This window comes from Sphingomonas sp. BK345 (assembly GCF_014193845.1).
In the GTDB taxonomy this organism is placed as follows: Bacteria; Pseudomonadota; Alphaproteobacteria; order Sphingomonadales; family Sphingomonadaceae; genus Sphingomonas.
Genome location: NZ_JACHZX010000011.1, coordinates 16,105 through 36,222, shown reverse-complemented (window position 1 = coordinate 36,222; position 20,118 = coordinate 16,105). Strand labels below are relative to the sequence as shown.

At 71.2% G+C, this 20,118-nt stretch carries 13 protein-coding genes; 7 read left to right on the top strand and 6 right to left on the bottom strand.

All coding sequences use genetic code 11. The features are described from left to right. The first annotated feature begins 96 nt into the window (after positions 1 to 96). Together malQ and treY are read left to right on the top strand one after the other, a co-directional pair. Positions 97 to 1,983, top strand: a complete 1,887-nt coding sequence (gene malQ, locus FHY03_RS20070) for a 4-alpha-glucanotransferase (protein ID WP_183932213.1) — start codon at positions 97 to 99, stop codon at positions 1,981 to 1,983. Continuing rightward, positions 1,980 to 4,319, top strand: a complete 2,340-nt coding sequence (treY, locus tag FHY03_RS20065; protein WP_183932212.1) for a malto-oligosyltrehalose synthase — start codon at positions 1,980 to 1,982, stop codon at positions 4,317 to 4,319. Before malQ ends, treY begins: the two co-directional genes overlap by 4 nt. Before the next feature lie 437 nt (positions 4,320 to 4,756). Here the strand turns inward: treY and FHY03_RS20060 are convergent, their stop codons facing one another. Further along, on the bottom strand, positions 4,757 to 5,278 hold the full coding sequence (locus FHY03_RS20060) for a ferritin-like domain-containing protein (protein WP_183926002.1): 522 nt from the start codon (positions 5,276 to 5,278) through the stop codon (positions 4,757 to 4,759). Positions 5,279 to 5,506: 228 nt separating this feature from the next. On the opposite strand from FHY03_RS20060, the gene FHY03_RS20055 reads away from it, so the two are divergent. Both FHY03_RS20055 and FHY03_RS20050 read left to right on the top strand, forming a co-directional pair. After that, positions 5,507 to 6,151, top strand: coding sequence for a DUF47 domain-containing protein (locus FHY03_RS20055; RefSeq protein ID WP_183926000.1), 645 nt, complete (start codon positions 5,507 to 5,509; stop codon positions 6,149 to 6,151). Positions 6,152 to 6,160: 9 nt separating this feature from the next. After that, positions 6,161 to 7,174 (top strand): inorganic phosphate transporter, encoded by a 1,014-nt coding sequence (locus tag FHY03_RS20050; RefSeq protein WP_183925997.1) that lies wholly within the window; start codon positions 6,161 to 6,163, stop codon positions 7,172 to 7,174. A gap of 145 nt (positions 7,175 to 7,319) precedes the next feature. On the opposite strand, the gene glpK is transcribed toward FHY03_RS20050, so the two are convergent. Together glpK and FHY03_RS20040 are read right to left on the bottom strand one after the other, a co-directional pair. After that, the gene (glpK, locus tag FHY03_RS20045) at positions 7,320 to 8,816 is read right to left on the bottom strand and encodes a glycerol kinase GlpK (RefSeq protein WP_183932211.1); all 1,497 of its coding nucleotides are present in this window, start codon (positions 8,814 to 8,816) and stop codon (positions 7,320 to 7,322) included. Between the two features lie 11 nt (positions 8,817 to 8,827). Beyond that, on the bottom strand, positions 8,828 to 9,631 hold the full coding sequence (locus tag FHY03_RS20040; protein WP_183925991.1) for an MIP/aquaporin family protein: 804 nt from the start codon (positions 9,629 to 9,631) through the stop codon (positions 8,828 to 8,830). Positions 9,632 to 9,741: 110 nt separating this feature from the next. Between FHY03_RS20040 and glpD the strand changes: the two genes are divergently transcribed. Beyond that, positions 9,742 to 11,286, top strand: coding sequence for a glycerol-3-phosphate dehydrogenase (gene glpD, locus FHY03_RS20035; protein WP_183932210.1), 1,545 nt, complete (start codon positions 9,742 to 9,744; stop codon positions 11,284 to 11,286). Continuing rightward, positions 11,283 to 12,071, top strand: coding sequence for a DeoR/GlpR family DNA-binding transcription regulator (locus tag FHY03_RS20030; RefSeq protein ID WP_183932209.1), 789 nt, complete (start codon positions 11,283 to 11,285; stop codon positions 12,069 to 12,071). The genes glpD and FHY03_RS20030 overlap by 4 nt, the downstream gene beginning before the upstream one ends. A gap of 164 nt (positions 12,072 to 12,235) precedes the next feature. On the opposite strand, the gene FHY03_RS20025 is transcribed toward FHY03_RS20030, so the two are convergent. Continuing rightward, entirely contained in the window at positions 12,236 to 12,634 is a 399-nt protein-coding gene (locus tag FHY03_RS20025; protein WP_183925982.1) for a hypothetical protein, read from the bottom strand. 91 nt (positions 12,635 to 12,725) lie between these two features. Here FHY03_RS20025 and FHY03_RS20020 point away from each other — a divergent pair, with 91 nt between their 5' ends. Continuing rightward, the gene (locus tag FHY03_RS20020) at positions 12,726 to 15,941 is read left to right on the top strand and encodes a helicase-related protein (RefSeq protein WP_183932208.1); all 3,216 of its coding nucleotides are present in this window, start codon (positions 12,726 to 12,728) and stop codon (positions 15,939 to 15,941) included. Positions 15,942 to 16,256: 315 nt separating this feature from the next. Here the strand turns inward: FHY03_RS20020 and FHY03_RS20015 are convergent, their stop codons facing one another. Both FHY03_RS20015 and FHY03_RS20010 read right to left on the bottom strand, forming a co-directional pair. Then, positions 16,257 to 17,558 (bottom strand): OmpP1/FadL family transporter, encoded by a 1,302-nt coding sequence (locus FHY03_RS20015; protein WP_183932207.1) that lies wholly within the window; start codon positions 17,556 to 17,558, stop codon positions 16,257 to 16,259. 231 nt (positions 17,559 to 17,789) lie between these two features. Continuing rightward, complete coding sequence (locus tag FHY03_RS20010; RefSeq protein ID WP_183925973.1) at positions 17,790 to 20,117, bottom strand: 3-hydroxyacyl-CoA dehydrogenase/enoyl-CoA hydratase family protein; 2,328 nt, start codon at positions 20,115 to 20,117, stop codon at positions 17,790 to 17,792. Position 20,118 lies beyond the last annotated feature (1 nt).

The following is a 20,118-nucleotide window of genomic DNA, read 5'->3' as shown; positions in this document are numbered from 1 at the left end:
GTGGATCCCGGATCAGGTTCGGGATGACGGCAAGGGGTGGGGTGACGTCAGGGACGACATTATCGCGCGCCTCCCTCCCCGCCGCGGCCCCCTCGCATGACCGACCTCGCCGCCCGCGCCGCCGCTGCCGGCCTCGTCCGCGACTGGGAGGACGCCGACGGCAACGCGCAGCGCGTGCCCGACGACGTGCTCGCCGCCGTCCTCGACCGACTCGACCCGACGCCGCCCGAGACCCCCTTCCTCTCCGCCGACGCGGACACCGCGATCGATCTCCCCGCCGACGCCAGCGGAGCGGTCGAGCTCCACTTCGAGGACGGCGGCCGCGCCACCCCGAAGCGCGACGCCAGAGGCTGGCTCCCCCCGCTCGACCGCCCCGGCTACCACCGCTTGCTCGTCGGCGACCGCGCGTACACGCTCGCGCTCGCACCGCGGCGCTGCCCTGAGCCGCCACCGCGCAGCTGGGGCGCCGCGGTGCAGATCCCGGCGCTCCAGTCGCGCGAGCGCCGCGCGTTCGGCGACGCGGGCGCGCTGGTCGAGGCGGCCGAGGCGTTCGGCCGCGCCGGCGCGCACGCGCTCGCGATCAGCCCGACGCACGCGCTCTTCCCCGCCGACCCGACGCGCTTCAGCCCCTATGCGCCGTCGACGCGGCTGTTCCACAACGTCCTGCTCGCCGACCCCGGCCTCATCGGCGTGCCGCTCCCCCCGGCCCCCGCGCCGCCACTCATCGAATGGGAGAGCGCGGCGCGCGAGCGGCTGCAGCAGCTGCGCGGCGCCTATGACCTCGCCGGCGAGGCGGCGCGCTCGGCCGCGCTCGCCTTCCGCCGCCAGCGCGGCGTCGCGCTCGAGGCGCACGCGCGCTTCGACGCGCTCCACGCGCGGCTCGGCGGGCGCGGCTGGCAGGACTGGCCGAGCAACTATCAGGACCCGACCTCCGAGGCGGTGATCCGCTTCGTCGCCGAGCACGCCGACGATGTCGCCTTCTACGCCTTCCTCCAGTGGCTCGCCGATCTCGGCCTCGCCACCGCGCAGCGTGCCGCGCGCGAGCGGATGCAGGTCGGGCTGATCGCCGACCTCGCGGTCGGCATGGACGGCGGCGGCAGCCACGCCTGGGGCGCGCGCGACGAGCTGCTCACCGGCCTCACCGTCGGGGCCCCGCCCGACCCGCTCGGCCCCGACGGGCAAAATTGGGGGATCACCGCGCTCGACCCGTTCGCGCTCGAGCGCACCGGCTTCCGACCCTTCGTCGAGACGCTACGCGCGACGCTGGCGCACGCCGGCGGCATCCGCGTCGACCACGCGCTCGGGCTGCAGCGCCTTTGGGTCGTCCCGGAGGGCGAGAGCGCCGGGCGCGGCGCCTATCTCACGATGCCCGGCGACCACCTCCGCCGCATCCTCGCGATCGAGGCGCAGCGCGCCGGCGCGCTGGTGATCGCGGAAGACCTCGGCACCGTCCCGCCCGGCTTCCGCGACGAGCTCGCGCGGCGCTGCATGCTCGGCATGCGCGTGCTTCCATTCGAGCGCGATGCCGACGGCGGCTTCACCGATCCCGCCGGCTGGGACGAGATGGCGGTGGCGATGACCGGCACGCACGACACCCCCACGGTGGCCGGCTGGTGGAAGGGCCGCGACATCGACTGGGCGTGGAAGCTCGGCCGCCGCTCGCGCCATGCCAGCGCGGCCGGGGACAGGGCGCACCGCGACGAGGAACGCGCCGCCTTGTGGCAGACGATGGGCGGGACCGGTGCGCCGCCCGCGCAGCCCCCGCTCGACCGCGTGCTCGCGCACGTCGCCGCCGCGCCCGCGCCGCTCGCGATCGTGCCGGTCGAGGACCTGCTCGGCGAGGAGGAACAGCCCAACCTGCCCGGCACGGTCGACGAGCACCCCAATTGGCGCCGCCGCCTACCCGCCCCCACAGAGCAGCTGCTCGCGCAGCGCGACGTCGCGCGCCGCACCGACCTGCTCACCGCCGAAAGACACGGATGACCCCGCGCGCCACCTATCGCTTCCAGTTCCACAAGGACTTCACCTTCGCCGACGCGGAGGCACTGGTCCCGTACCTCGACCAGCTCGGGGTCAGCCACGTCTATGCCTCGCCGATCACGGTGGCGACGCCGGGCTCGACGCATGGCTACGACGTCACCGCTTCGACCCGGATCAACCCCGAGCTCGGCGGCGAGGAGGCGTTCCGCTCGCTCGTGGCCGCGCTGCGCGCACGCGACATGGGCGTGATCATCGACATCGTCCCCAACCACATGGGCGTCGCCGGCGGCCACAACGCCTGGTGGACCGACGTCCTCCAGCGCGGCCCCGACAGCCCGCACGCGCGCGTGTTCGACATCGACTGGCGCGAGCGGATCGTCCTGCCCGTGCTCGGCGCGCCCTTGTCGGAGGCGCTGGGCAACGGCGACATCGCGGTCGAGCGTGCCGGTGACCGCTGGGAGGTGGTGGCCTATGGCGAGCACCGCTTCCCGATCCGCGACGAGGACCAGGACGGCGCCGAGACCAGCCCGCTCGCCCCGCTGCTCGAGCGTCAGCATTACCGCCTCGCTTACTGGCGCACCGCCAACGATCAGCTCAACTGGCGGCGCTTCTTCACCATCAACGAGCTCGCCGGCGTCCGGGCCGAGGACCCCGCGGTGTTCGAGGCGACGCACGCGCTCTACTTCCGCCTCCACGACGAGGGGCTGATCGACGGTGTCCGTGTCGACCATGTCGACGGGCTCACCGACCCGATCGGCTATTGTCACCGGCTGCGCGAGCGGCTCGGCGACGATGCCTGGATCATCGTCGAGAAGATCCTCGGCGCGGGCGAGCCGCAGCCGCACGGTTGGGCGATCGACGGGACCAGCGGCTACGACTTCATGGAGCAGGTCACCGCGCTGCTCCACGATCCCGCCGGCGCGGAACCGCTCGGCGCCTTGTGGGAGGAGATCAGCGGGCGCAGCGCGACCTTCGAGCCCGAGGAGTTCCAGGCGCGCCAGGACCTGCTGTCGTGGCAGTTCGCGGGGCAGCTCGACGGCTGCGTCGCCGCCTTCGCCGCGCTCGCCGCGAGCGCGCCCGGCGGCGACGGCGTCACCTCGGCCGCCCTGCGCCGCGCGATCGAGCGGCTGCTGTGGGTCTTCCCGGTCTATCGCACCTACGGCACTGGCGACGCCGCGCCCGCCGGAGACGAGGCTGTGCGCGCGCAGGTCCGCGCCCGCGTCGCCGAGCTGATCCCGCCGGGCGAGGCGCCGATCACCGACCTTATTCTCGCCTGGCTCGCCGGCGACGGCCCCGGCGATGCGGCTTTGGCCGCCGAGGCGGTGCGGCGCTTCCAGCAGCTCTCCGCGCCGATCGCGGCCAAGGCGGTGGAGGACACCGCTTTCTACCGCTACGGCCGGTTGCTCTCGCGCAACGACGTCGGCTTCGACGCCGAGACCTTCGCGATGCCCCCCGCGGCTTTCCACGCGGCGATGGAGGAGCGCGCGCGGGCGGTGCCGCACGCGATGCTCACCACCGCGACTCACGACCACAAGCGCGGCGAGGACATGCGCGCGCGGCTGGCGGCGGTAAGCGCGCGGCCGGAGGCGTGGCGCGCGTTGGCGTTACGGTGGGTGGACGAGGACGAGGCGGTCGATCCCGCCGACGCCTATATGCTGCTCCAGACGATGGTCGGGGCGTGGCCAGACAATGGGCCCGACGCCGGCTCCGGCAGCGACTTCGCCGAGCGGGTGAAGGGCTGGCAGCAGAAGGCGTTGCGCGAGGCGAAGCTGCGCTCGTCGTGGGAAGCGCCCGACGAGGCCTACGAGGCCGCCGCCGACGCACTGCTCGACCGCTGGCTCGCCGACGCGGCCTTCGTGGCGGCGGTGGAGGACATGCTCGCCGCGCTGCGCCCGATCGCGGAGGCGAACACGCTGGCGCAGGTGCTGCTGCGCTACACGCTGCCGGGCGTGCCCGACCTCTACCAGGGAACCGAGTTGGCCGACCTCTCGCTGGTCGATCCCGACAACCGTCGGCCGGTCGACTATGATCGGCGCGCGCGACTGCTGGACGCCGCGGCGCCGGCGAAGCTGCGGCTGATCGCCGAGCTGCTGTCGCTGCGGCGCGCGCACCCGGCGCTGTTCCGCGACGGCGACTATGCCGCGGCCGAGGTGAGCGGCGCGGGTGCCGCGCACCTGCTCGCCTTCGAGCGCCGCGGCGATGGCCGGACCCTGCGCTGCGCGGTGGCGCTGCACGGGGCGAGGGACTGGGGCGACACGCGCGTGCGCTACGACTCGGGCGAGGAGATGGCGGCGAGCGCGCTGTTCGCCGCATCGCCGGTGACGGTCGCGGTGGTGTGAGCGGGCTGAGTAGCGGGACCTAGATCCTCCCCGGCACGGGGAGGGGGACCATGCGAAGCATGGTGGAGGGGGGCTTCCGCAGGCGCTGCGCTCCGGGGAGAGCCCCCTCTACCACCGCGCTGCGCGCGGCGGTCCCCCTCCCCGTGCCGGGGAGGATTGGCGCCTCGACTCACCGCTGTCCTACACTTGGGCGGCCTGTCACAAACGCGCGGCTCTGTCTCATCGTCGCCGGCCGCGATCCCGCGCCGCGACGCCTGTCACGCACGCGCAGCCCACCATTCGCGCCCGCGGACTCAACATGCGCGCGAACCGCGCCAGCGACCCAACATTCGCAACATTCGCGGCCGCCACCGCCCCGACCGACAGGGCGAAACCCCAGTCCCGCCGTCACTTGGCCGAACGCGCCGTCACCGCGCGAACGTTGAGTCCCGCCCGCCTTAGTGGCTCGCCGTCTCTCCCGCGGCGCGGCGCTCGACATATTTCAGCGTCAGCTCGGCATTGTGCTCGTCGACCCAGGCGGCCATCGCCAGCTCCTCGTTGAGCGACGCGGTCAGCAGCGACACCGGCTGCTGGAAGCCGCCGGCGTCCGCCAGCGTCAGCAGCGACTTGTAGCTCGCCGCCTCGAAATTCTCGAAAGCGAAATTGGCGAAGCTGTTCTTGAGGATCTCGTCGGGCGCGAACACGTGCGCCAGCGCCGCCATATTGCCGGTGAACGACAGCGCCGCGTCCTTGAGCACCGAATGGGTCTCGCCGAAGCCGGCGAGGATCTCCTCCAGCCGCTGGATCTGCTCCTCCGTCTCGGCACGGTGCATGCGCAGCTGCGCGGCGACCTCCGGATAATTGGCGAGGTGGTCGAGCTGGCGGTCGATGAGCGCGAGCGCCTGATGCTCGACTCCGTGCGCGTTCTTCAACCCGGTCACGAACACCGACTGGACCGTTTCGTTGGAATAGCTTGGCATGCGTCTCTCCTTGCTCCCCCGATCAAGCTGGTGCGGCGCGGGATGTTCCTTTAAAAACAATAGCTTTGATGCAGGTTATCGGTTTTCGGGACGAAACCGCCGATGGCGCTGCAACCCAAGTGTCACATGTCTCGGCCATGGCGCCGCTCGGTTTTGCTTGGCGCCGCGCGCAACTCGTGCTTCGGGCTATCGGGACGGGAAACACCTTCGGGTGGGGATGGGAGTTCGATGTTCGCTTGGTTCCAGCGTCTTCTGCCGAGGACGGGCAATTTCTTCGAGATGTTCGAGGCGCACGCCGTGACCGACCTGGCGGGCGCGCGCGCGCTCGCCAAGCTGGTCGGCGGCGAGTGCGATGCTGCGGCGATGATCGCGGAGATCATCGCCCACGAGCACCGCGCCGACGACATCACCCGTGACGTGCTCAAGACGGTGCGCTCGACCTTCCTGACGCCGTTCGACCGCGGCGCGATCGCCACGCTGATCGGCGCGCTCGACGATACGGTCGACGAGATGCAGGCAGCCGCCGCCGCGATCGACCTCTACCAGGTGCGCGAGTTCGCCCCCGAGATGCGCGAGATGGCCGCCGCCGCGGTGGAGGCGGCCGAGCTCGCCGTCGCGGCGATGCCGCTGCTGCGCGACGTCAGCCGCAACGGGCAGAAGCTGCACGACTTCACCGAGCAATTGATCCGCATCGAGGGCCGCGCCGACGAGATGCACGCCGCCGGGCTCAAGCGCTCGCTCGGCGAGTTCGGCCGCACCGACACCTTGCGTTTCGTGGTGGAGCGCGAGCTGTACAAGCATCTCGAGCGCGTGCTCGACGCCTTCGAGGACGTCGCCGACGAGATCGATGGCATCGTCATCGACCACGCCTGAGCCGCGGCCATGCACGAGCTCGCCTTTCCGCTGCTGGTCGGCCTCATCCTGGTCGCGCTGGCGTTCGATTATCTGAACGGGCTGCACGACGCCGCCAACTCGATCGCCACCGTGGTGGCGACACGGCTGCTGTCACCGGTGCAGGCGGTGGTGTTCGCCGCCTTCTTCAACTTCGCCGCCTATTTCCTGACGCTAGCGGTGCCGAGCCTCCACGCCGTGGCCGAGACGATCGGCAAGGGGCTGATCGCGCAGGAGGTGGTGACCCCCGCCGTGATCTTCGGCGCGCTCGGCGGGGCGATGACGTGGAACGTCATCACCTGGCTCAAGGGCATCCCCTCGTCGAGCAGCCACGCGCTGGTGGGCGGCCTGATCGGTGCGGGCGTGGCGCATGCCGGGCTCTCGGGCGTGAAATGGGCCGGGCTCAATAAGACGCTGATCGCGATCGTGCTCTCGCCGACGATCGGGATGTTCCTGGCGATGCTGGTGATGCTGCTGTCGAGCTGGGCGCTGCGGCGCCGCACCGCCAACCAGGCGGAGCGTTCGTTCCGTGTCCTGCACCTGATGTCGTCCGCCGCCTACTCGCTCAGCCACGGTCTCAACGATGCGCAGAAGACAATGGGGATCATCACCGTCCTGCTCTACTCGACCGGCTACCTGACCGGGCCGTTCGAGGTGCCGCACTGGGTCGCGATCAGCTGCTATGTCGCGATCGGGCTCGGCACGATGACCGGCGGCTGGCGGATCATCGAGACGATGGGCTCGCGGATCACGCGGCTGTCGCAGCACCAGGGGTTCAGCGCCTCGCTGGCGGGGTCGATCGTGCTGTTCGGCGCGTCGACGCTCGGCATTCCGGTGTCGACGACGCATACGATCACCGGATCGATCATCGGCGCGGGCGTAGCGCGGCGCGCCACAGCGGTGCGCTGGGGCGTGGCCAAAAACGTGGTGGTGGCGTGGGTGATCACCATCCCTGCCTCGGCCGCCGTGGGCGCGCTGGTCTACTCCCTGACCTTGCTGTTCTGAACCGCTCGACAGGTCGCTACGCCATGTGCTTCGAGGCGGCGCTTCGACGAGCTCAGCGCCTCCTCAACATGAACGGTGCCTCGTCGTCACCCGGTCGCGCTGAGGAGAGGCTGAGCCTGTCGAAGCCTCGTCTCGAAGTGCCCCCTCACCCCGTGGTCAGCGTCTTCGCCACGGCGACCTTCCACCCCGCCACCAGCCGCTCGCGGTCGGCCGCGGCCATGCGCGGCTCGAAACAGTCGCGCCGCGCCCAGGTGGCGCGCACCGCGTCAAGGTCGGCCCACACTCCCGTCGCCAGGCCGGCGAGAAAGGCGGCGCCCAGCGCGGTGGTCTCGAGATGCACCGGCCGTTCCACCGCCACCTCGAGCAGGTCGGCGAGGAACTGACACAGCCAGTCGTTCGCCGCCATGCCGCCGTCGACCCGGATCGTGGCGGGCGCGGCGCCGCCGTCGGCGATCATCGCCGCGGTGAGATCCATCGTCTGATAGCCCACCGCCTCCAGCGCGGCGCGCGCGAGGTGGGCCTGGGTGGCGCCGAGCGTCAGCCCGAAGATCGCCCCGCGAGCGTCCGGGTCCCAGTGCGGCGCGCCGAGACCGACGAACGCCGGGACCATGTAGACGCCGTGGCTGTCGGGCACCTGAGTCGCCATGTCGTTGGTCTCGCGCGCGTGGGTGATGACGCCGATGCCGTCGCGCAGCCATTTCACCGCCGCGCCCGCGACGAAGATCGAGCCCTCCAGCGCGTAGGTCATCGCGCCGTCGAGCCGATAGGCCGGCGTGGTCAGCAGCCGGTGCTCCGACTCGATCGCCTCGGCGCCGGTGTTCAGCAGCAGGAAGCAGCCGGTGCCATAGGTCGACTTGGCCATGCCGATATCGAAACAGGCCTGGCCGATCAGCGCGGCCTGCTGGTCGCCGGCGATGCCTGCTATCGGGATCGCCTCGTCGAACAGTCCTTCGGCGGTGTGGCCGAAGACGCGGCTGTTGTCGTGCACCTCCGGCAGCAGCGTCATCGGCACGTCGAAGAGCCGGCACAATTCCTCGTCCCAGCGCTGCGCGCGGATGTCGTAGAGCAGGGTGCGGCCAGCGTTGGTGACGTCGGTGGCGTGGACCTGCCCGCCGGTCAACCGCCACAGCAGGAAGCTGTCGATCGTGCCGAACGCCAGCTCGCCGCGCTCCGCCCGCTCCCGCGCGCCCGTGACGTGATCGAGGATCCAGGCGAGCTTGGTGGCGGAGAAATAGGGGTCGATCAGCAGGCCGGTCTTGGCGCGCACCGCCGGCTCATGCCCGGCCGACTTGAGCTCGGCGCAGAGCCTGGCGGTGCGGCGGTCCTGCCAGACGATCGCGCGGTGGATCGGCTCGCCGGTTGCGCGATCCCACACCACCACCGTCTCGCGCTGGTTGGTGATGCCGATCGCGGCCACGCCCGCCGCGCCGACACCGCTCTGCGCGATCGCGTCGCGTGCGACCTGGAGCGTGTCGCGCCAGATGTCCTCGGGATCGTGCTCCACCCAGCCGCCCTCGGGATAATGCTGCGCGAACTCGGTCTGAGCGGTCGCGACCGGGCGCGCGTCGCGGTCGAAGACGATCGCACGGGTGGAGGTGGTGCCCTGGTCGATCGCCAGCACGTGGTTCTTCGTATCGGCCATGATCCCTCTCCTCAGCGCCGCCGCGGCAGATACGGCTTGACCAGGAATTGATAGAGCCCCGCACCGACGACGCCACCCACCAGTGGCCCCGCGATTGGCACCCACCAATAATGGTCGGGCCCGGGGAAGGCGGACTCGCCCCAACCCAGCAGCCAGCAGAACAGCCGTGGCCCGACGTCGCGCGCGGGATTGATCGGCCAGCCTTCGAGGAAGCCCGCCGAGGCGCCGATACACGCCACCAGCAGGCCGATGATCAGCGCGCTGGCATTGGCCATCGGCGCGGAGGTGTTGAACTCGTCGGTGATGGCGAAGATGCCGAGCAGCAGGATCGCGGTGAGCACCACCTCGTCCCAGAAGGCGTGGACCGCCGTGATGTGCAATCCCGGCGCGGTGAAGAACACGCCCGCCGCCCCGCCCTGCGCGCGGGTGAGCGCGTGGCTCGCATTATAGGCGTCGATCACCGGGCCGAAGAGCTGGTAGACCAGCGCCGCGCCGATCATCGCGCCAACCACCTGCGCCACCACGTACGGCAGCACCTTGCGGCGCGGGAAGTCGCGGAACAGCGTCAGCGCCAGCGTCACCGCCGGGTTGGCGTGCGTGCCCGAGACCGCGCCGGTGACGTAGATCGCGATCGTTACCGCGAGACCCCAGGCGATGCACACGCCCCAGTAAGCCGTGGCATAGGGGCTGGGGTCGTACAGCGTGATCATCGCCGCCGCCGAGTCGCCGAGCGTGATGATGATCGCCACCGCGAGCATCTCCGAGATCAGCTCGCCGCGCAGCGTGCTGGCCACCGGCGCCGCATCCTCCGCCATGTCCCTCTCCCCGCGGCCCTGGTGACCGTTGCCGACTTTTGTCCGCCGGGTTCGAACGAACGTCAACATCTTCGTTTGAAGTCTCGGATGCCGCGGCTCATATTCGCGCCATGGCGAGCGGGAACGAGACACGCGACGGTTTCGACACCGACATCTTGGTGGTCGGCGGCGGCATCAACGGCGCCGGGATCGCGCGCGACGCCGCCGGGCGCGGGCTTCGCGTGACGCTCGTCGAGCAGGACGATCTCGCCGCGCACACCTCCTCGGCCTCGACCAAGCTGATCCACGGTGGGCTGCGCTACCTCGAATATGGCGAGGTGCGGCTGGTGCGCGAGGCGCTGATCGAGCGCGAGCGGCTGTGGGCGATGGCGCCGCACATCATCTGGCCGCTGCGCTTCGTGCTGCCGCAGACGAACTCGCCGCGCCCGGCCTGGATGGTGCGCGCGGGGCTGTTCCTCTACGACCATCTCGGCGGGCGCGAGCGCCTGCCCGCGACCGAGACGATCCGCCTCGCGAACGATCCGCGCGGCGACGGGCTGCGCCAGCGCGGCCGCGCCTTCGTCTATTCCGACTGCTGGGTCGAGGACAGCCGATTGGTCGTGCTCAACGCGCGCGACGCCGCCGACCGCGGCGCCACCGTCCTCACGCGCACCCGCCTGGTCGACGCCGCGCGCGCGGGCGGCGGCTGGCGCGCGACGCTATTGGGCGTAAGCGCGGACGCCGGCGGCGAGCGCACTCTCACCGCGCGCGCCCTTGTCAACGCCGCCGGGCCGTGGGTCGCCGACATCTTGTCGCGCGTGCCGCACGCGCGCGACGACCGAGGGGTTCGGCTGGTCAAGGGCAGCCATATCGTCGTGCCGCGGCTCTACGCGGGCGACCACGCCTTCATGCTGCAGAACCCCGACCGCCGCATCGTTTTCGCCATCCCCTATGAGGGCGCGTTCACCCTGGTAGGCACCACCGACGAAGCATGGGAGGGCGCGCCCGGCCGTGCCGCGATCGCGCCGCACGAGACCGACTATCTGCTCGAGACGATCGCGCGCTACTTCGAGGCCCCCGTCACGCGCGAGCAGATCGTGTGGAGCTACGCCGGCATCCGGCCGCTGTACGACGACAAGGCCGCCAGCGCTTCGGCGGTGACGCGCGACTATGTGCTCGACCTCGATCGCGGCCCCGCCGGCGCCAACGAGAACGCGCCGATGCTGAGCATCTTCGGCGGCAAGATCACGACCTATCGCAAGCTCGCCGAGCACGCGATGGCGGAGCTGGCCGAGACCTTCCCCGACGCCGGCAGCGCCTGGACCGCGGGTGCGACGCTGCCGGGCGGCGACTTCCCGCCAGAAGGATTCGAGCCACTCCTCGACTCGCTGACGCGCGACTATCCCGCGCTCGACCGCGCGCTGCTGCGCCGGCTGGCGCGCGCTTACGGCACGAAGGCACGCGTGTTGCTCGGGACGGTGCGTTCCGCCGCCGACCTCGGCGAGGAGTTCGGCGCTGGTCTGACCGCGCGCGAGCTCGATTATCTAATCGCGGACGAGTGGGCACGCACCGCCGAGGATGTGCTCTTCCGCCGCAGCAAGCTCGGGCTCCACGTCCCGCCGGGCACCGCCGATCGGGTCGACGCCTATCTCGCGCGCGCCCTGGCGCCGGCGTGAGCGGGGACGCGCCCGACGGCGGCGACCCCGCCGCCGAGCGCCACCGCCGCATCCTAGCGCTGGTGCGCGGCGCCGGGCGCGTGACGGTCGAGGACCTAGCCGCGCGTTTCGAGGTCACCCCGCAAACGATCCGGCGCGACCTCAACGTGCTGGCACGGCGCGCGCTGTTGTCGCGGGTGCATGGCGGGGCAATCGTGACCTCCGGGGTCGACAATCTCGCTTATGCCAAACGCCGCGGCGTCGCGACCGGCGCCAAGGCGGCGATCGGCGCCGCCGCCGCCGCGTTGATCCCGAACGGCGCGTCGCTCTTCATCAATATCGGCACCACCACCGAGGCGGTCGCGGGGCAGCTGGTGGCGCACCGCGACCTGCTGGTGATCTCGAACAACCTCAACGTCATCGATCTGCTGGACGGGCATGACGGGATCGAGCTGGTGGTGGTCGGCGGTCAGGTGCGCCGCGGCGACCGCGCGGTGGTGGGGGCGCTGGCGATGCGCTTCATCGAGAGCTTCAAGGTCGACGTCGCGCTGATCGGCGCCTCCGCGATCGACTCGGATGGCAGCCTGCTCGACTTCGCCGCCGACGAGGTGCAGGTCACCCAGACGATCGCGCGCAACGCGCGTCAGGTGATCCTGGTGGTCGACGGGTCCAAGGTGGGGCGCGCGGCGCCGGTGCGGGTCGGGCGGCTCGACATGGTGGACTATCTGGTCACCGACCAGCCACTTCCGGAAGAGCTGCTGCGCGCCTGCCACGAGCATCGCGTGCAGGTGATCGAGGCGAGGTGAGTCACGTTGCCGCGATTTTCCAATGCCTCGGCGTCATCCTGAACTCGTTTCAGGATCCACTGCGCCGCGCACATGTCGGCCGCTGGTACCCGGCGCCGTGGATCCTGAGACGAGCTCAGGATGACCCTAGTTGGTAGGATGACGCTAATCGGTAAGTTAACCCCTCACCGCCGCGCCGGACCCTTCACATAGGGCACGAAATCACCGAGCCGCAGGATCGGCCGCGGCACGCGCGAGAAGCGGTCGACGACCCGGATCTGGTCGTTGCGGCACAATTGGCCGCCGAAGCGCTCGGTGACCAGCACGTCGTCCCATCGCATCGTGTCGAGCCGGCCGATCGGCACGTTCACCCAGATGCGGCGGCCGTTGCCGTAGACGATCGCCTTGCCCGAGATGATCCGCTGCGAGTCGTTGGTGGTCGGGGTGATGCAGCGCACCGCGGGCTCGGCAGTGCGGCCCTTGAGCAGCTCGGCCAGCTCCGCGTCCGGGGTCTTGCGCTTCGCCGACGCTGGTGCCGCCGCGAGCAGCGCCACCATCGCCATCGCCACGCTCGCTCTCAGCATCGTACCACCTCGCGCCGCCTATCGTCCGCAGAGCAAGGGAACGCCGCCCCCGCAGGCTCGTTCCGCCCCCTAACTTCAGGGGTTTAGCCGAATGACCGAGACAGAGGCGGCAGCGCTCCCCGCGCTGACCGACCCATTGCCGACGCCGCAGCTGGGCGTCGCCGAGAGCGCCGCCGCGCTGGCCGAGCTACTCGGCGAACGCGACCTGTTCGTCGCCACCGTGGACGAGGCGCGCGGTCTCTCCCTGGCGCATGCGCTCGCCGCCGCGATGCCGGAGGCCTGCGTCATCTTCTGCCCCGGCAGCGACGCCCTGCCGGGCGAGAAGGCCGCCGCCTCCCCCGCCAACGTCGGCCAGCGTGTCTCGGCGTTGCGTCGGCTGCGGCTGCTGACCAAGAACAAGAAGGGCGAGCGACCGCGCCTTGCCTGCATCACTACCGGCGAGGCGCTGGCGCGCGCCTATCCCTCCCCCGCGGCGTTCGAGGCCGAGCCGCCGACGGTGAAGCGCGGGACGGCACTCGATCTCGCGGAGCTCTACGACGGGCTGATAGCGATCGGCTATGTCGCCGACGAGCGCGTCGACGAGCCTGGCGAGGTGGCGCTGCGCGGCCAGGTGCTCGACGTCTTCCCCGCCGACGCGCCGCAGCCGCTTCGGGTCGAGGTGGCGGAGGGCAAGGTCGTCGGCCTGCGCAGCTACGACCCGGCGGACCAGCGCACGACCGAGGAGCTGGACGAGCGCGAGCTCGGGCGCGTGTCGGAGCCGGAGGTAACCGCGTCTTCCGCAGAGAAGTCCGGCACAACCACCACCCTGCTCGATCATCTCCCCGACGCACTGGTCGTGATCGGTCCTGCGGCGGAGGAGCGGCGGCGCCGCTTCCTCGCGCTCGCCGCCGACACCGCCAAGAGATCGCCGCATCGTACGCTCGCCGACGTGGTCGACGAAGCGGCCTGGACAAAGGCGCTCGCCGCACGCGACCAGGCCAGCGTCGATCGGGCTGGTGACCCGCCGCCGCGCTTCGTCGAGCACAAGGCGCCGCTGCGCGCCTTTGCCAAGCTCGCGCGCGCCGCACGTGAGGAGGGCGACCGGGTGGCGCTGCTCGGCAGCGAGCGCGACCTGCGCTTCCTGCGCCGTCGCGTCGCCAAGGCGCTCAAGGACGAGATCGCCCCGGTCAACTCCTGGGCCGAGGTCGCCAAGGCGAAGAAAGGCGCGCTCGTGGCACTCGCGCTGCCGGCGGACCGCGGTTTCCGGCGCGACGGCGTGGTCGCGGTCGCCGCCGCTGACCTGCTCGGCAGCCGCGCCGAGCGCGAGAGCCTCGCCACCGCCCCCGCCGACCTCGTCTTAATCGAGACCGGCGAGATCCGCGTCGGCGACGTCGTTGTCCACGAGGAGCATGGCATCGGCGTCGTGCTCGGGCTCGAGAGCCTGCCCGGCGAGGACGACGGCGACGCGATCAAGCTGGGCTATGCCGACGACGGCGTGCGGCTCGTGCCGGTCGCCGAGGCCGATCGCATCTGGCGCTACGGCGCCGACGCGGACGCAGTGACGCTCGACCGGCTCGACGGGTCGAGCTGGCAGAAGCGCCGCGGCGAGATCGACGCGACCATCGCCGAGAGCGCGCGCCAGCTCACCGAGGTGGCGCGCGAGCGCGAGGCGCGCGAGGCGCCGGTGCTCGAGCCTGACGCCGCCGCCTACGAGCGCTTCGCCGCCGGCTTCGCCTTCACCGAGACCGCCGACCAGGCGCGTGCGATCGAGGCGGTGCGCCACGATCTCGCCTCGGGCCGGCCGATGGACCGGCTCGTCATCGGCGACGTCGGCTACGGCAAGACCGAGGTGGCGCTGCGCGCCGCCGCGATCGCCGCGCTCGCGGGCAAGCAGGTCGCGGTCGCCGCGCCCACCACGGTGCTCGCGCGCCAGCATCTGGAGAGTTTCGCGCGCCGGTTCGAGCCGCTCGGGATCGAGGTGGCGGGCCTGTCGCGGCTGAGCAGCGCGGCGGAGAAGAAACGCGTCAAGGCCGGGCTCGCCGACGGCTCGATCCGGGTCGTGATCGGCACCGGCGCGGTCGCGGGCAAGGGCGTCGACTATCACGACCTCGCGCTGGTGGTGATCGACGAGGAGCAGCGCTTCGGCACCGCCGACAAGGAGAAGCTGCGCTCGCTCTCCGCCGGCCACGTGCTGACGCTGAGCGCGACGCCGATCCCGCGCACGCTGCAGAGTGCGCTGGTTGGGCTGCAGCAGCTCTCGATCATCGCCACCCCGCCCGCGCGGCGCCAGCCGATCCGCACCGCGGTGGGCGACTTCGATCCGGAGACGCTGCGTGCGGCGCTGCTGCGCGAGCGCGCGCGCGGTGGACAGAGCTTCGTGGTGGTGCCGCGGATCGAGGACATGGCGGGGATCGCCGACAAGCTGGCGCGGCTCGTCCCCGAGCTGTCGCTGGTGCAGGCGCACGGCAAGATGCCCGCGGCCGAGATCGACGAGGCGATGGTGCGCTTCGCCGGCGGCGACGGCGACGTGCTGCTCGCCACCAACATCATCGAGGCGGGGCTGGACGTGCCGCGTGCCAACACGATGGTGATCTGGCGCGCCGACCGTTTCGGTCTGTCGCAGCTCCACCAGCTGCGCGGGCGCGTCGGGCGCGGGACGCGGCGAGGGCATGTGCTGCTCGTCACCGATCCCGAGCACGAGATCGCGCCCCGCACCCTCAAGCGGCTGCGCACGCTGGAGGCGTTCGACCGGCTCGGCGCCGGCTTCGCGATCAGCGCGCGTGACCTCGACATGCGCGGCGCGGGCGACCTGCTCGGCGACACCCAGGCGGGGCATATGAAGCTGATCGGGATCGACCTCTACCAGCAGCTGCTCGAGGGCGCGCTGCGCCGCGCGCGCGGCGAGGAGGTGGAGCGCTGGACGCCCGAGCTGCAACTGGAGGTGGGTGGCCGGCTGCCCGAGAGCTGGATCCGCGACGAGGAGATCCGCGTGACGATTTACGCGCGGCTGGCGCGGATCGACGAGGGCGAGGCGCTCGACGCGCTGGAGGAGGAGCTGGAGGACCGCTTCGGCGCGCTACCAGAGGAAGCGCGGACTCTGCTGGCGGTGGCGCGGCTGCGGGTCGACGCGCGCGCGGCGGGGATCGCGGCCGTGGTCGCGGGCCCGGCGGCGATCGCGCTGACGCCGCGGCCGGGCGTGGAGATCGAAGCCGCCGCGCACGGTCTGGAGGCGAAGGAGCGCCGGCTGCTGCTGCGCGAACGGATCGATTCGGCGCACGAACGGCTGGAGCGGGCGTCGGCCTTGTTGCGGGAGTTGGCGGGGGAGTGAGGGGGCGCTTTAGGCCCACCCCCGCCTCGCAATAGATCCACCTCGACCGAACCGTGCTCCGGCGAACGCCGGAGTGGAGGGCTGCAGGGGGCGGACACTCGTGGCTCTGGGCTCCTGCGTCCTCAGGAGCACGCGCACGGCCGAGGAGAGAGAAATCACACGCTGGCCCCCACAGCAATCGCGCTGAGGAGAGGCTGAGCCCGTCGAAGCCTCGTCTCGAAGCGCCGTCACCTAGAGCGGAACGATGCTTCGAGACGGCACTTCGACGAGCTCAGTGCCTCCTCAGCACGAACGGTGAGGTAGCTCGCCCCCCCTTCAGAACCGCACGCGTCCGCCCGCCGAGAACACCAGCGCGCGCGCGTCGGTCAGCGTACCGTTGACCAGCACCGGAGTCTGCGCCGCCGTCCCGGCATAGGCGGCGGTGGTGCGGTCGATCGTGGTGTCGGCGAAGTCGACGTAATTGCCCGCGAGGTCGAGCGAGAAGCTCGGGGTCACGTCGAAGGAGGCGCCCAGCGCGTAGTTCCAGCGGTTGGCGTCGGGTACGCGCGCGTCGCGCTCGCCGTCGCGCGTCGGAGTCAGCGCCCGCTGCACGCCGCCGCGCAGCGTCAGCCGCGGCGAGACCGCATAGTCGATGCCGCCGGCGTAGCTCCACGTGCTGCGGTAGTTCTCGGGCAGCGCGGCGTTGACCGGCGCGCCGAGGCGGATCGCGTCGAACTTCTCCCAGGTGTAGCGGATCGTCTGCGCGTTGAGCGTCAGCGCTGGCGTCACGCGGAAGCGGCCGCCGACGATCACCTGCGCGGGCGTGGAGAAGCTGGCGTCGACGCCGTTGATCTCGCGGTTGTTCGCCGCGAGCGGGCCGAGCAGGCCGCTGACGGTCAGGTCACCCTTCAGGTTGTGCTTGATCGCCGACTTGTAGCTGACGCCGACGGTCGCCCAGTCATTGTGCATCTGGAAACCGGCGCTCCAGCCCACGTCCCAGCCACCCCCGGCGAGCTTCTGGCTGCCGTCGGGCAGCGCCGCGGCCAGGTTGGGCAGCGCGTTGGTGAGGCTCGCCTCGGCATGCTCGACGTTGGCGGCGCCGCCGACGCGCAGCCAGTCGGTCACCGCGACGGCGACCGAGGGCTGGATGTCGAAGGTGCGCAGATAAGTACGGTCGGCGCTGTAGCGCGCCCAGCTGTCGCCGCTGTAGTCGGTGGTAAAGCTGTACGGCGAGGTGACCGCGAGGCCGACGGCGATCCGGTCGGTCAGCGGCACCGCGACCGCGCCCGAGGGCAGCACGCCGTTGTTGATCGGATCCTCGGAGGTGGAGTCACCGCCGACCGGCGCGAAGGTGCCGCCGGGGCGGCGGATCAGCGTGTTGCTGTTGGTCACCTTGCCCTTGGGGAGGATCACCGAGGCGCTGACCGTGGCTTCGGCACGTTCCTGCCCGCCGATCGCCGCCGGGTTCCACCACAGCGAGGCCGCACCGGTATCGGCCGCCTCGCCCGAGAAAGCGCGACCTGCGGCGCGCGCGGCCTGCTCCTGAAGGTAGAAGGCCTGGGCGTGCGCAGCACCGGCGCTCGCCAGCGCGCCCGTGGCGGCAATGACGATCAGGGCCAGCTTCTTCGACGGGGACATGGGCGAACCTCTCTTGTGACGTTTTCTGTGATCTGCCTGCGGCCAGGTCGGCTGAACGCGCGGTGAAGGAAAATGTAAGGTGGCGTGGACGGTTTAACGTTCTCAGTAACTTACGTCCCCCACTTCCGTGATCCCGGACTTGACCCGGGATCCATCGTGCCACTCACACCACGCTTGTTGCGTCCGCGGCACGATGGATCCCGGCTCGAGGCCGGGTTGGCGGAGAGCGCGCTAGTTGCGCAGCGGCTTGCCGGTCATCAGCATCGCCTCCACCCGCGCGTGCGTGCGCTCGTCGCGCGCGCTCTCCAGGAAGGCGGCGCGTTCCAGCGACAGCAGCTGCTCCTCGCTGACCGCGTCGACCAGATCGGCCTCGCCCCCGGTCAGCACCTCGGCGAGCCGGCCCGCCACCACCACGTCATAGTCGGTGGCGACGCCCTTGCGGTGGAAGTCGGCGACCGCGCCAGCGATGCCGACACGCCCGCTCTCGCCCGGCAGACGATAGACCGGCGGCTCGGGCGGCTGGTAGCCGTCGACCAGCGCCAGCGCGCGCGCCTTGGCGTCGGCGAGCAGCCGGTCGCGGTTCATCGTCACGCCGTCGCTCGCGCGCAGGAAGCCCATCTCCCTGGCCTGCGCCGCGGACTTGGAGACCTGCGCGGTCGAGATCAGCTCGAACGCCTTCATCACCGCGGGCATCGGACCCCTGGGTATCGTCGGCAGCTTGGCGAGCCGGTCGAGCAGCTCGCCGTGCCCGCCCCAGCCCGGCACCAATCCGACGCCGCACTCGACCAGCCCGACATAGCTCTCGGCGTGCGCCTGCACCGCGTCGGAGTGGAGCAGCACCTCGCAGCCGCCGCCCAGCGCCAGCCCCGAGGGCGCGCTCACCACCGGGAAGGGCGCGTACTTGAGTGCCTTGAACGCGCGCTGTCCGGACGCGACCAGCTTCTCCACCTCGCCCCAGGCGCCCGCCTTCACCGCGAACAAAGCAAGCCCGAGATTGGCGCCGGCGGAGAAATTGCTCCCCTCGTTGTAGATCACCAGCGCCTTGAAGCGGCCCGGCACCAGCGCCACCGCCTGTTCGATCAGCGCCGCGACCTCGCCGTCGAGCGCGTTCATCTTGGCGGTGAACTCGAGGCACAGCACGCCGTCGCCGACGTCCCACAGCGCCGCCGAGGCGCTGGTCGCGACCGGCGCCGAGCGACGCTTGACGTCCTCGAGCAGCAGCACGCCCTCGGCGCGCGGCACGTCGTGGTACGCGCCATCGCCGCCGAGGTACTGCCGCACCCCGCCTTCGACGCGGTAGAACGGCCGGTCGCCGGCGGTGTCGAGGATCGCCGGCACGGCGCGGCCCTCGGCGCGCAACCGCTCGGCGAGCCTGCCGGGCCCAAGCCGGTCGATCAGCTCGAACGGGCCGAACTTCCAATTGTAGCCGAGCTTCATCGCGTCATCGATCGCGACCACGTCGTCCGCCGCCTCGCCGACCAGCATCGCGGCGTAGCTCAGCACATTGCCGAGGATCGTCCAGGCATAGTCGCCGACCTTGCCCGGCGCCGTCACCAGCGCGGCCAGATCTTTCTCCGCCGCGGGCGGCAGCGCGGCCGGCTTCTGCTCGGGGCGATAGTCGCCGCTGGCGAGATCAATAGCCAGCTTGGCACGGCTGCCGTCGGGGCGCTTGTCCAGCCGGTAGAAGCCGCCCTTGCCCTTGCGACCGGTGAAACCCTCGGCGATCATGCGATCGACCAGCGGCAGCTCGCGCACCGTCGCGAAGTACGGGTCGCCGGCGGGGAGCGTCGCAGACAGACTCTTCGACAGCAGCGGCATGAGGTCGATCCCGACGAGATCGATCAGCCCGAAGATGCCGGTCTTGGGCACGCCCATCGGGCGCCCGCCGATCTGGTCCGCTTCCTCGACCGTCAGTCCCTGGTCGAGCGCGGCGTTGACCGCGACCGCGAGCCAGTAGGTGCCGATGCGATTGGCGATGAAGCCCGGCGTGTCCTTCGCGCGGACGATGCGCTTGCCCATGAAGCGGTCGACGAAGGCCTCGACCTTCTCCGCCACGGCCGCGTCGGTGTGTGCGCCTCGCACGATCTCGATCAGCCGCATGTAGCGCGGTGGATTGAAGAAGTGGGTGATCAGGAAGTCGCGCCGGAACTGCTCCGAGCGGCCCTCCACCAGATGGCCGAGCGGGATCGTCGAGGTGTTCGACGACACCGCGGTGCCGGGGCGCTTGAGCTGCTCGAGCCTTGCGTAGAGCGCCTGCTTGATGTCGAGCCGCTCGACGATCGCCTCGACGATCCAGTCGCACTCGGCGACGCGGTCGAGATGGTCGTCGATGTTGCCGGTCTCGACCAGCCGCGCCGCGGCGGCCGACATGAACGGCGCGGGCTCGGTCTTGAGCATCTTCGCCACCGCGCCCTTGGCGACCGCGTCACGGTCGGTCGCGTCCTTGGGCACGATGTCGAGCAGCAGCACCGGCACGCCCGCGTTGGCAACCTGCGCGGCGATCCCAGCGCCCATCACGCCCGCGCCGATAACGCAGACCTTCTTCACAGCCTCGCTCATG